The organism is Janthinobacterium sp. SUN120, assembly GCF_030397735.1.
Taxonomy (GTDB): Bacteria; Pseudomonadota; Gammaproteobacteria; order Burkholderiales; family Burkholderiaceae_D; genus Janthinobacterium; species Janthinobacterium kumbetense.
In genome coordinates, this window is sequence record NZ_JAPUBW010000004.1 from 311,110 (window position 1) to 324,387 (window position 13,278).

A 13,278-nucleotide genomic window follows, 5' to 3' on the forward strand; every position below is an offset into this window, starting at 1 on the left:
AGTCATGGTGTTATTGATTTACGTTAAGCATGTTGGCGGGCAGCTTGACGCCGCCCAGGACGACTTGCAGGGCCGGGCCGCGGCTGCCGATCTGCATGCTGGTGTTTGGCAAGGCATTGCTGGCGGCGGCAGTGCCGGCCGGGGCATCCGTCTGCGTGACGGTAATGGTGGGTGCGGCGGCCAGCGTGCCGGGACGCGTGTCGGCAAAGCTGCCCAGCACTTGCGCCTGCAGTTGCACCACGGCTGCCTGGGCTGGTGGTGGCAGGCTGGCCGACTTCAAGGTCAGGGCGCCGGCATTGCCCTCGGCTTGCACGAAGGCATAGTCGTTTGAAGCCAGGCCGCTACCCGTGATGGCGTAGGTGCCGGCCGGACTGCGGGCCGTGGCCGGGCTGATCCAGGCCAGGGTGCCGCTGGTGGCGTCCCCCAGGGTGTCGCTGCCCAGCAGGCCGCTGACCTTGCCGCTTAACTGTTCTGGCGTGCGGCCACCCGTCAGGCTGGTGGCCGTGGCCGTCAACAGCAAGCTGGCCTTGGCAATATCGGCGGTGATGTTGCCCGGTTGCACGAGTGCATAGTTGCCCGCATCCGCACCCTGCAAGGTGTAGCCGTCGACGATGACGTTTTTCCCTGTTCCGGCGTGCTTGTCGGCAAAGCGGGCAGTGCCGCCGGCCACGCTCAATTGGTCGTCGCCCAGCGCCAGCACGCTGGCCGTGCCTGTCAGCGTGGCGCCCGTGGTGGCGTCATACACTTTATTTGCCGCACCCACGCCGCTCACGCTGGCAGTAGCTTTACTGATGTCGGCCGTGACCTTGCCCGGCTGCACGAGGTCATAGTTGGCCGCATCGGCGCCTTGCAAGGCAAAGCCGCTCAGGGTGACGGTCTTGCCCATGCCCGCGTTCTTGTCGGCAAAGCGGGCCACGCCGCCGGTCACGCTCAACTGGTCACCGCCCAGCGCCTGCACGCTGGCCTTGCCCGTCAGGGTGGCGCCCGTGGTGGCGTCATACACTTTGTTTGCCGCACCCACGCCGCTCACGCTGACAGTAGCTTTACTGATGTCGGCCGTGACCTTGCCCGGTTGCACGAGGTCATAGTTGGCCGCATCCGCGCCTTGCAGGGCAAAGCCGTCGAGGGTAACGGTCTTGTCCATGCCCGCGTTCTTGTCGGCAAAACGGGCGGTGCCTCCGCTTACGTTCAGCTGGTCATCGCCCAGCGCCTGCACGCTGGCTTTGCCTGTCAAAGTGGCGCCCGTGGTGGCGTCATACACTTTATTTGCCGCACCCACGCCGGCGACGACCACGCTGGCCTTGCCGATGTCGGCCGTGATGTTGTTCGGCTGCACCAGCACATAGTTGCCCGCATCCGCACCTTGCAGGCTGTAGCCATCGACGATGACGGCCTTGCCCTTGCCTGCGTTCTTGTCGGCAAAGCGGGCCACGCCGCCGGCCACGCTCAACTGGTCGCCGCCCAGCGCCTGCACCTTGGCCTTGCCCGTCAGGATGACGCCGGTGGTGGCGTCATACACCTTGTTCGCCGCACCCACGCCGGCGACGACCACGCTGGCCTTGCCGATGTCGGCCGTGATGTTGTTCGGCTGCACCAGCACATAGTTGGCCGCATCCGCGCCCTGCAAGGTAAATCCGTCGAGAGTGACGGCCTTGCCCATGCCGGCGTTCTTGTCGGCAAAACGGGCGGTGCCTCCGCTTACGTTCAGCTGGTCGTCGCCCAGCGCCTGCACGCTGGCCTTGCCCGTCAAGGTGGCGCCCGTGCTGGCGTCATAGACTTTATTGGCCGCCCCCACGCCCTGCACATTCAGCGTGGCGCGGTTGACGGTGGCGCTGTGCCTGCCGCCTTCCAAGGTGTAGTTGCTGGCCTGGCCCGTGCTGCCGTCAGCCAGCGTCAGCGTGCCGTTGGCCATGGTCTTTTTTCCACCCGCGTTTTTGTTGTCGAGGATACCGTTACCCGACAGCAACAGGCTCTCGCCTTGCACCAAGCCGTTCAGTGTCAGCAGACCGGCCGCCATGCTGGCGCTGCCGTCATAGGTGCGCGTGCCGTTCAGACTGATGACGGCCCGGTTGATCGTCAGGGCGCCCGCCTGCAGGTCGATGTCATACCCTTGTTGGCCGGAATACAGGTAGGTGCCGGCGGCGTTGTAGAGACCGGCATCGCGAATGGCGCCGTACACGCTGTTGCTTGAGGAAAAGACTTGCCCGGAGTCGGCAGCGCCAGCGATCGAGTAACGGGCATTGGACAGGCCCCCCGCATAGCTTTGGCCATCGTAAGTCTTGCTGACCGCATCCGAGGTGACGGTCAGGGCGGTCAGGAAACTGCGCAGCAACGGCGCCGTCTGGCCTTCATAGATGCGCCAGATGGCGCCGCTGCCGGCGTTCGTGGCCATGTCCCAGCCACCGAAACTCGATTTCGAGTGCAGTTGCGCATCGCTCAAGGCGTGCACGTTCGACTGTGAGCCGCCACCGCTGCCGATGCCCGAGACGCCGTCAGTACTGGTCCAGAAGCTGTTGTTTACCTGGCTGAAGTTGGTGCCGATCAACGCGCCCTTGCTGGTTTCGCCCTTGACCATGCCCGTCGCGTACGTGTTTTCGACGATACCGCTCATGTTGAGGCCGATCAAGCCGCCCACGGACGTGCTGCCGCTGACGGCGCCGCTGGCGTAGCTGTTGTTGATATTGCCGTCGTTCGTGCCGAGCAAGCCGCCAACGGACTCGCGGCCATTGACCGTTGCGCTACTGTAGCTGTTGGAAATGAGGCCCCTGCCGTAGCCTGCCAGGGCGCCGACGTGGATGACGCCGCTGATGCTGCCGCCCAGTAAGCCGATATTGCTGATGACGGAGGAGCTATCCGCATAGCCGAACAAGCCGACGATATCGAAGTCGGACGCGATGGTCAGTCCGCTGATGGTATGGCTCTGGCCGTTCAAGCTGCCGGTGAAGATATTTTCTATGCCGCCGCCCAGGCCGTTTGCCATGCCGACAGGAATGAATCCATTCCTGCCCCAGACGCCCTTGCCGCCCGCCGTGGCGCTGGCATCGATGTTGGCGCCCAGCACGTAGCTGCCATTGAGTGCCATGGACATCAATTGCAGCTGGTGCGCATTGTAGATCGTTGTGGAATACTCGGATGCCAGCATGGGATAGGTCCCGCCTTCGCCATGGCCGGCATTATTCAAGTTGCCGTCCACGTTGACCAGCACCCAGTTATTGCCCTGCGCGCCAGGCGTGGTGGTGAAATTGAATCCCGTAAAACTGCTGGCCGTGCGCATCTGCGTGTCCGTCAGGCCGGTGCCGCCCTTGGAGGTCGCCTGGCCCGTACCGTCGATAGACCAGAAACTGTTGCTGATTTGCTGGGGCGCGCTGTTGCTGCCGATCAAACCGCCGAAGTTGGTGCCGCCGTCGGCGATGAGCAGGCGCCCCGCCGCGTAGCTGGTATTGACGGATCCAGCTCCCCAGTTGGTGCCCACCAGGCCGCCGATCTCGGTCTTGCCCGCCACGCTGCCCGTGGCATAGCTGTTGCTGATCGTTCCCTGGTTGATGCCGACCAGGCCGCCGCTCTGGGTATTGCTGCTGACGGCGCCCGAGGCGTAGCTGTTGACGATGGTGCCGCTGTTGCGCGCCACCAAGCCGCCGCTGATGAAGCCATCGGCGATGACGTCGAGCGCCGCATAGCTATTCTTGATCGTGCCCTTATTGTCGCCCACCAGGCCACCGGCGTAATAGTGGGTCTTGATGCGGCCGCCATTCAAGCCCACATTCTGGATCAGGGCATCCTTGGTGGTAATGGAAAACAAGCCGCTGCCGCCGCCGGACCCGGACATCATGCTGAGCTGATTGATGGAATGGCCGAGACCGTCGAAGATGCCGCCAAAGGCCGCATCCCTGCCCAGCGGCACGAAGCCCGCATCCCACCAATTGGGGTTCCAGGCGGCCGAGGCGGTGGCCGAGGCGTCGATGTCGGCGCCGAGCACAAAATTGCCGTTCAGTTTGCCATTGATCCCTTGCAAGTCGGTGCCCGTGACACTGCGGTAAGCGCCCAGCTGGGTAATCACCGTGTAGCCGGTGCGCACGCCGTCCGCGCCCAGCTTGGTGCTGAAGTTTTGCCCGGCGGGCAAACTCACCTGTGCGCCGTTGCCCAGCTGATACACGGCCGTGTTGCCGGCAGCGGCGGCGCCCTGGCCGTATTCCAGCGCCAGGCTGGCCGTGCCGGAACCGTTCAGGTTGGCGTTGATATTGATGTTGCGCTGCGCATTCAAGGTCAGTTCATTGGCCGACCAGCTGACCTGGTCGTTGACGTGCACGTCGCCGGCCGTGCCGTGGCTGCCTTGCGTGCTCTGGATCACGACATTGCCGTTGCGCAAATTGGCCGTCAGGGCGGCGCCGCTGATATCGCCGCCGCTGGCGGCGATGGTGAAGTCGACGGGGTCGATCAGCCAGGTGCCGGCGCGGCCCTGGGCAGCGGCCGTGCTGATGCGGGTATCGTTGCCGATCTTCACGTGGGCGGCGCTCGTTTCGATGAAGCCGCCATTGCCGCCCGCGGGGGCGCTGGCGTCCAGGGTGCCGCTCACATGGGTGGTGCCGGCGGCCATGCCGCCGAGCAAGATGATGCTGCCATCGCGCTGCTCCACGCTGCGCGCCTCGATGACGCCCGTGTGGTTGACGACGCTGGCCAGCAGCGAATCGCGGGCGCCTGCGCTCATCAGCACCTGGCCGCCATCGGCGCGGATCAGTCCGCCGTTCTCGGCCAGGTTGTTCAGGGTGCTTTGCTCGATGCGCAGTTGCAGCAGGCGCGCGCCGTCAAAGCTCAGGGTGGCGGCGCTGCCGGCGCCCAGGGCGACCGTGCCCAGGCGGGCCGAGATGGCGCCCTGGTTGCTCACTTGCCGGCCCAGCAGGGCGACATAGCCGCCATCGGCCGCGCGCAGCGTGCCTTCGTTGACGACCTTGCCAGTACCTTGGCCGCCGAACGCGTGTTTCGAACCGCCCAGGCTGGCGCTGTCGACGTCGAGCGTCGAAGCCACCAGGCCGCCCACGTTGACTTGCGCGCCGCGGCCGAACAGCACGCCGTTCGGATTGATCAGGTACACCTGGCCATTCGCGTTGACTCTGCCGAGGATCTGCGTGCCGTTGCTGTCGAAGATGCGGTTGACGGCCAGTGCGCTCGCCGAAGGCTGGACGAAGTTGACGGTTTCCTTGGCGCCCACGTTAAAACTGTTCCAGTTCAGCGCGGCCTGCGCGCTGAACTGATGGATGGTGGTGGTGCCGCCTTGCTGGCTGATGCTGGCCGTGCCGCTCACCACCTGCCCGCCCGTGGGCGCGGCCTGTGCCGGCCCTCCCAGCGCCAGCGCCGTCATGGCGGCCGCTGCCGCGGCCAGTTTGCGGCGGCTGCCCTTGCCGCGTCCGCGCGAGGTTTCCGCGACGGCGACCCAGGCGTTCAAGACGTGGCTCCAGACGAGGCGGTAGATGTGGTTCAACGATCCGTGACGGTGCATGCGATGTCCTTGTTGAGATGAATAGGGAGACGCCCGCGCGCCTGCGGACCTGGCCGGGCTGGCGCGAGCGGGAAATGGGGAAAGAACGGGTCAGGAAAGCGGCGCGAACAAGGAGGGGCCGGTGAGGTGGCTGGCGAGTTGGTTGCGGTGCATGTTTTCCCTGTGCTGTGCGTGGACGGCGTCCGTTGCGGCTTTTGTTGCTTTTTTAAATATAAACGTTATAAAAAGCTACAAAGATTTCTGAACGGAAAGATATCAGAACGGGGAAATTTAAAATTGAGCAAACCTGAGCGATTCCCGACTGATTTAGTCGGGAATGCGCGCGGGCGTCAGACGGGCAGGCGCAGGGCGAAGCTGATGGTGCCGTTGTTGCCGGCGCTGGCCAGTATCACCTGGCCGCCGTGCAATTCGGCGATGCGCTGCACCAGGTACAGGCCCAGGCCGGCGCCAGGCTTGTGCTGGGCGATGCGGCCACGGAAGTATTTCTGGAACAGGCGCGGGATTTCATCGGCGGGCAGCGGCTCGCCTTCGTTGCTGACGGCGATCTGCACGCGGCCGTCCTCGAGCGTGCCGGCCTGCACGCGGATCGCCAGGGCTTGCGGCGCGTGCCGGTCGGCATTGCTGAGCAAGTTGCGCAGGGCCACGCGCAGCAGGCTGGCGTCCACCACGGCGCTGGCGGGCAGCGCCTGCACGCTCGCTTCGATGCGGCCCGGCGGCCATTCGGCCAGCACTGCCGTCAGCAGCGCGGGCAAGTCGCATGGCAGGGGCCGGAAGGTTGCCGCGCTCGTTTCCATGCGGTCGGCGCTCAGGTATTCATCCACCAGCGCCGTCATGCGGCCGCTCGCTTCGCGCAGGTTCTGGCAGCGCTGCAGGGTTTTTTCCCGCGGCGCGTCCGTGTTGCGGGCAATTTGCTGGGCCGTGGTATTGATGATGGCCAAGGGCGTGTGGAATTCATGCGACACCATGGCAACGAAATCCTGCTGCTCTTCGCGGGTGCGGGTTTCCACTTCCAGCGCGGCGCGCAATTCGCCTTCGAGCACGGCGCGCCGGCCGATTTCCTGCCGCAGCGCCACGGTGCGCAGCGCCACCTGCTCTTCCAGGCGTTCATTCAGGGCGCGCACGGCGCTGACGGCCTCCGCCTGTGCCCGGTCCTTGGCGCGGCGCAATTCGGCGTAGCGGCGGTTGAGGCGCAGGCTCATCAGCATCATGTGCACGAAGGCGCCCAGGGTGGCCGCATGGTTGGTCCAGAAGTTCGGCGGCACGATGGCCATATTGCGCAGGAAACTGATCACCACGCCCGCGTAAAAGATGCCGAAGATAAACAGGAAAGCGTGCGCCGGACGATGCCCGCGCAGCGCCAGCCAGCTGGCCAGGGCGATGAACAGCACGATCAATGGCAAGGCCGTCATTTGCACGACGAGCACGCCGGCGGCATAGTCGCCGTGCAGCACCAGCAACGCCCCGCACAGCGCGGCAGCGGCCGTCAAACCCACCACGACGCGGCTGAAACGGGGATACAGGGCGGGCAGTTCCAGTTGCAATGTGGAAAAACGCGCGCCGACGGCGATGGACATCGCCATCGACACGCCCAGCATGGGATCGGACAGCCAGTTCGGCATGGTGAAGATTTGCTGGGGAATGGCGATCGTCAGCGCTTCCGTCGTGGCATTCGTCAGCACGTACAGCAGATACCAGCCGCTGTGGGCTTCGCGCGTCATGCGCCAGAAAAAGATATGGAACAGGATCAAGAGCAAATAACTGCCGAACTGCAAGCCGTAGTACAGGTATTCGCGGCGCGAAGCGTTGTCGAAGGCATCGCTGGGCAGCAAGGTCAGCTCCGTCGACATGGCTTTTTTGCTGTGCAGGCGCACCAGCCAGCGCTGTAGCGTGTCGGCTTGCAGGCGCAGCGGAAACACCACCTGGCGCGCATCGATGGGCCAGTTGCCGCGCGCCACGTCGGCGCCCGCTTCCTGCAAGACCCAGTGGCCTGCCGCGTCCCAGCGGTACAGCCGCACGTCGTCGAGCACGGCGTTGCTGAAACGCACGACCCATTCATCGGGGGAGCCTGCCGCGCGCGTCACGTCCAGGCGCAGCCAGACGGCGTCCTGCGTGTAACCGGCGCTGACGGCGCCGGGCAAGGTGCGCCAGCCTGGCGCCGCCAATGCCGCATCGGGCCCCAGCCGGCCCGTGGCATCGCGCAGCATCTGCAGGTGGCCGCTGGCGGACACGGGCTGCCCGCTGGCCGGCAGCAGCAGCGGCGCAGGCACGGGCGCGGCAACTGCAAGTGCAGCATGGGGGAACAGGGCGGTGAATAACAGGCAAAGGGCGAGCAGGATTTTCATGGCGAGGCAGCTTACCACGGCCAGTGTGGGAGTCAGAAAGACAACTTCCCGGCCCCACGGCGATCGGTTATCCTTGCGCCATGTTGAACCTCATCCTGCTTGAAGACGAAGCCGTGCTGCGCCACGAGTTGACCGAGTTTCTCGGCGACTGCGGCTACCGCGTCAGCGCCGTGGCCGACCTGGCCGCCTTCCACGCCTGCTACGCGCCGGCCGTGCACCGCATTGCCATCATCGACCTGGGCTTGCCCGATGGCGAAGGCATGGTGCTGGTGCGCGCCTTGCGCGCGCAGGGGCAGCCCATCGGCATCGTCGTGTTTACGGCGCGCGGGGCCACGCAGGATAAGGTCAACGGACTGGGCGGTGGTGCCGACTATTACCTGCCGAAGAGCGCCGACCTCGATGAGCTGGCCGCCACCCTGGGCGCGCTGGCGCGGCGCCTGGGTGCGCCGCCTGCCGACGCGCCGCCGCCCGCCACGGCCTGGGTGCTGGAACTGGGACCGCGCCGCCTCTTGCCGCCCGGCTGCGGCGCTATTGCGCTGTCGCAACAGGACGTCACCGTGCTGCACGTGCTGATGGCCGAGCCGGAACGCATCGTCAGCCGCCAGCAGATCGTGCAATCGCTGGGCGAGGATTTTCTCACCTACGACCAGCGCCGCCTGGACACCCAGATCAGCCGCTTGCGCCGCAAGGCGGAACAGGCGGCGGGCCTGGCCTTGCCCATCAATACCGCCCGCAACGCCGGCTACCGCTTCTATGCCGAAGCGGAAGTGCGCCCCTGAGTTTTCCCGTCTGCCGCCGCGGACAGGCTGTGGATAAGCCTGTCGATAACTGGACTACTAACTTGTTGGCAAGCTGTGTGCAGCCGGTGAACAAGTCAAGCTGGCAGTAGCTTGTCTACTCTTTCCATCCCGGTGCGGCGCCATCGCGGGCCGCCTGACGCTGCTTCCCCGCGCATCCCTTGCTCTGCTGCCATGGCTTGCCCGCATCATGCTTGTGTATAAGCCTGTGGGCAAGTTCGGCATAAGCGGTGGAAAAGCACCGTATAAGTGTGTGGGCAAGCGGTGTGCAAGCAGTGGATAAATGAAAGTAAAAAATCACACGGCGATGCGCGTCTCGAATTTGCTGCGGAACGTGGAAAAATAGCTCTTCACGTTCCGCACATTCGCGTGCGCGGCAAACAGGCGGTGCGCCAGCGCGTGGTAGGCGGGCATGTCGGCCACCTGCACCATCAGCACGAAGTCGGGGCCGGGCGAGACGCGGTAGCATTGCAGCACGGCGGACTCGCCCGCCACGAGTTGCTCGAATTCCGCCATGCGTTCCGCCGCCTGCACGTCGAGCGTGATTTCCACGATGGCCGTCAGGCGCGCGCCCACCAGTTGCGGCGCGACGATGGCCACTTGCCGTTCGATGACGCCGCTTTCCCGCAAATGCTTGACCCGCCGCAAACAGGTGGGCGCCGAAACGTGCACCGCTTGCGCCAGCTCACTGTTGGTTTGCGATGCATCAATTTGCAAGGCGTTCAGGATGCGACGATCGATCTCGTCGAGGGTAATGTTGCTATCGCTCATGGTTTTGATGAATTGGAAAATAAATTGATTCTAAATGAAATAATATTTCATCACAAAATGAGTATGAAATATTCGGTCAAAAATGCACAGATTTAGAAAGCATATTTCATTCACTCTGCATTAGCATGCTTGCATTGATTAAATTTTAGACAGAGGTTTCCATGTGCGGCATCGTCGGCGCGGTAGCGCAACGTAATATCACTCCCATCCTGCTCGAAGGCTTGAAGCGCCTGGAGTACCGCGGCTACGATTCCTGCGGCATCGCCCTGCATGCGGATGGCCGCTTGCAGCGTTCGCGCTCCACCTCGCGCGTGGCGGAATTGGAAAAGCAGATCGCGGAAGAAGGCTTGAGCGGTTTCACGGGCATCGCCCACACGCGCTGGGCCACGCATGGCGCCCCTGTCTCCTTCAATGCCCACCCGCACTTCTCCCCGACGGAAGAGAACGCCCGCGTGGCGCTGGTGCACAACGGCATCATCGAAAACCACGACGAATTGCGTGCCGAACTGACGGCCTTGGGTTACGTCTTCCAGAGCCAGACGGACACGGAAGTGATCGCCCACCTGGTCGAGCACATGTACAACGGCGATTTGTTTGAAACCGTGCAGCAGGCCGTGAAACGCCTGGACGGCGCGTATGCGATCGCCGTCTTTTGCCGCGACGAGCCGCACCGCGTGGTCGCCGCGCGCCAGGGCTCGCCCCTGATCGTCGGCCTGGGCAATGGTGAAAACTTTGTCGCGTCCGACGCCATGGCGCTGGCCGGCACGACGGACCAGATCATTTACCTGGAAGAAGGCGACGTGGTCGACCTGCAACTGTCACGTTGCTGGATCGTCGACGTGGATGGCAAGCCCGTCGAGCGCGAAGTGAAGACCGTGCACGCCCACACGGGCGCGGCCGAGCTGGGTCCGTACCGCCACTACATGCAAAAGGAAATCTTTGAGCAGCCGCGCGCCATCGGCGACACGCTCGAAGGCGTGACGGGCATCATGCCGGAATTGTTCGGCGACAACGCTTATGCCATCTTCAAGCAGATCGACCGCGTGCTGATCCTCGCCTGCGGCACCAGCTCGTATGCGGGCATGACGGCCAAGTACTGGATCGAAGCCATCGCCAAGGTGCCCGTCAGCGTGGAAGTGGCCAGCGAATACCGCTACCGCGACAGCGTGCCACACCCGAACACGCTGGTGGTGACGATTTCGCAAAGCGGTGAAACGGCCGACACCCTGGCCGCGCTGAAACATGCGCGCAGCCTGGGCATGCAGCACACCTTGACCATCTGCAACGTGGCCACCAGCGCCATGGTGCGCGAATGCGCCTTGGCCTACATCACGCGCGCCGGCGTGGAAGTGGGTGTGGCTTCCACCAAGGCGTTTACGACGCAGCTGGCCGGCCTGTTCCTGCTGACCCTGTGCCTGGCGCAAGTCAATGGCCGCTTGAGCGAAGAACAGGAAGCGGCGCACCTGAAAGCCATGCGTCACTTGCCCGTCGCCATCGCGTCTGTGCTGGCGCTGGAGCCGCAAATCATCGCCTGGTCGGAAGAATTTGCGCGCAAGGAAAACGCCCTCTTCCTGGGCCGCGGCATGCACTACCCGATCGCCCTGGAAGGCGCCTTGAAGCTGAAGGAAATTTCGTATATCCACGCCGAAGCGTATCCGGCCGGCGAACTGAAACACGGCCCGCTGGCCCTGGTGACGAATGAAATGCCGGTCGTCACCATCGCGCCGAACGACGCCCTGATCGAAAAGCTGAAATCGAACATGCAGGAAGTGCGCGCCCGTGGCGGCCAGCTGTACGTCTTCGCCGACGTCGATTCGCGCATCAGCTCCGGCGAAGGCTTGCACGTGATCCGCCTGCCCGAGCACTACGGCGATTTGTCGCCGATCCTGCACGTGGTCGCGCTGCAATTGCTGGCCTACCACACGGCGCTGGCGCGCGGCACGGATGTGGACAAGCCACGCAATCTGGCCAAATCGGTGACGGTGGAGTAAACCGGACGGATGGCGCCTGTCGCTGGCGGCGCGCTGCCGCCGGCGGGGCGCTCGTCAGCCAGGGGCCGGGTGGGCGCGGGAACGGTACTGCTCTATCCACTTGACGGACTGTGCGATGCCGCCGAAGGGAAAGAAATGCAGGCTGACCTCGCCGTGTGCCGCTGTCAGCCCGGCGGCCAGGCGCTCGACAAACAGGTCCGGCCCCGCCGTGCCGAACAGCTTGCCGATGGACACGCCGTACTTGGACCACATCGATGCGCAGGCGCTCACCCCGCACAATGCGGCATAGCGGGCCAGCACCGCGATGCTCGCGGGACCCGGCACGCCCACGCGCACGGGATGGTCAATGCCCCGCTCGCGCAGCGCTTTGAGCCACGTCAACACGATGTCGGCATCAAACGCAAACTGCGTGACGATCAAGGGCGTCATGCCGCGCTGCGCGATGCTGCGGCACTTGCGTTCGAGCACATCCCACTGCTCGGCCTTGCTCATGACCGGATGGCCTTCCGGATGACCACCCACGCCGATCACCTTCATGCCTGCGCGCTCGAACACGCCTGTGTCGATCAGCGCGGCACTGTCGGAAAACGGCCCCATCGCGGTGGATGGATCGCCGGCGATCACGAAGCAGCGCTCGACGCCCGCTTCGGCGACGGCGCGCTGGATGAATGACTCAAATTCGGCGAACGAAGCAATACGGCGGGCGGACAAGTGCGGCATGGGTTCGAAGCCGAGCGTGCGCACGGTGCGGGCCGCGGCCAGCCGCGCGGCGTCGTCCTCGCGCGGCAGGTAGGGAATGGCAATGGTGGACGCGGGCGCTATCCGCGGCGCCGCCGCGCTCAACGCCGGCATGTCCTTGGCACTGACTTCCAGGGAATAGGCGTGCGTGATGTGGCCGGCGGACCCGAGCTGAGCGGGATGCATCAAGAGATGACCCATGGCGTCGCTGCGGTCACTGCGCACTGGCGCTGGCCGGCTGGCGCGCCAGTGCGATGAAGGCGCGCACGTAGTCGATGGCGGTGTCCGTCTCGCGTGCCCCCAGGAAAATCTGCTTGGCGATGCCGCGCTCGCCCAGCCGCACAGGCACCACGTCCATCTTGGCTGCGTACTCCTCGACCAGCCAGCGCGGCAGGGCGGCCACGCCGCGGCCGCTGGCTACCATCTGCAGCATGATGTCGGTGGTTTCGATGGCTTTGTGGCGCTTGGGCGTGACACCAGCCGGCAAGAGGAATTGATTGTAAATATCCAGGCGCTCGATGTCCACGGGGTAGCTGATCAGCACTTCCTGCGTCAGTTGCTGGGGCTGCACATAGGCTGCCGCCGCCAGCGCATGGCCCTTGGCCACGACGAGCACTTGCTCATAGTCGAACACGGGTTCGAACGTCAGCCCCGGCTTGTACAGCGGGTCGGGCGTGACGAGCAAGTCGATCTCGTAGCCGAAGAGCGCGCCGATTCCGCCGAACTGGAACTTCTGCTTGACGTCCACATCCACGTCGGGCCATGCGGCCAGATACGGCGACACCACCTTCAGCAGCCACTGGTAGCACGGGTGGCATTCCATGCCGATGCGCAGTGCGCCGCGCTCGCCCTGCGCGAACTGGCCCAGGCGTTCTTCGGCCAGGTCCAGTTGCGGCAGCACCCGGTTCGCCACCGCCAGCAGATACTGGCCGGCTTGCGTCAGGCGCAGGTTGCGCCCTTCGCGCAGCCAGACGTCGGTGCCCAGTTGCTGCTCCAGCTTCTTCATGCTGTGGCTCAGGGCCGACTGGGTCAGGTGCAGCACGCCTGCGGCGGCCGTCAGCGACCCTTGTTTCTCGACCTGCTGGACGATGCTGAGGTGGATGCGTTCAAGCATTGAGATGAGCCATGTTCATGGATGTATGAAA

The 13,278-nt window shown here is 64.6% G+C and carries 7 protein-coding genes; 2 read left to right on the top strand and 5 right to left on the bottom strand.

The window, feature by feature from the left end; genetic code table 11:
- Window positions 1-10: 10 nt before the first annotated feature.
- Both O0879_RS22020 and O0879_RS22025 read right to left on the bottom strand, forming a co-directional pair.
- Window positions 11-5,494 (bottom strand): YDG domain-containing protein, encoded by a 5,484-nt coding sequence (locus O0879_RS22020; protein WP_289918760.1) that lies wholly within the window; start codon window positions 5,492-5,494, stop codon window positions 11-13.
- Window positions 5,495-5,823: 329 nt separating this feature from the next.
- The gene (locus O0879_RS22025; RefSeq protein ID WP_289918763.1) at window positions 5,824-7,836 is read right to left on the bottom strand and encodes a sensor histidine kinase; all 2,013 of its coding nucleotides are present in this window, start codon (window positions 7,834-7,836) and stop codon (window positions 5,824-5,826) included.
- 80 nt (window positions 7,837-7,916) lie between these two features.
- Between O0879_RS22025 and O0879_RS22030 the strand changes: the two genes are divergently transcribed.
- Window positions 7,917-8,615, top strand: coding sequence for a response regulator transcription factor (locus O0879_RS22030; RefSeq protein WP_289918766.1), 699 nt, complete (start codon window positions 7,917-7,919; stop codon window positions 8,613-8,615).
- Window positions 8,616-8,930: 315 nt separating this feature from the next.
- On the opposite strand, the gene O0879_RS22035 is transcribed toward O0879_RS22030, so the two are convergent.
- Entirely contained in the window at window positions 8,931-9,404 is a 474-nt protein-coding gene (locus tag O0879_RS22035; RefSeq protein WP_289912580.1) for an Lrp/AsnC family transcriptional regulator, read from the bottom strand.
- Window positions 9,405-9,565: 161 nt separating this feature from the next.
- On the opposite strand from O0879_RS22035, the gene glmS reads away from it, so the two are divergent.
- A complete protein-coding gene (gene glmS, locus O0879_RS22040) occupies window positions 9,566-11,395 on the top strand; it encodes a glutamine--fructose-6-phosphate transaminase (isomerizing) (RefSeq protein ID WP_099665965.1) in 1,830 nt (609 codons plus the stop codon).
- Window positions 11,396-11,449: 54 nt separating this feature from the next.
- Here the strand turns inward: glmS and O0879_RS22045 are convergent, their stop codons facing one another.
- A complete protein-coding gene (locus tag O0879_RS22045) occupies window positions 11,450-12,334 on the bottom strand; it encodes a methylenetetrahydrofolate reductase (protein ID WP_289918769.1) in 885 nt (294 codons plus the stop codon).
- Between the two features lie 13 nt (window positions 12,335-12,347).
- Window positions 12,348-13,247 carry a LysR family transcriptional regulator gene (locus O0879_RS22050; protein WP_251349607.1) on the bottom strand — a complete coding sequence of 300 codons (900 nt, stop codon included), beginning with the start codon at window positions 13,245-13,247 and terminating at the stop codon, window positions 12,348-12,350.
- Window positions 13,248-13,278: the final 31 nt, after the last annotated feature.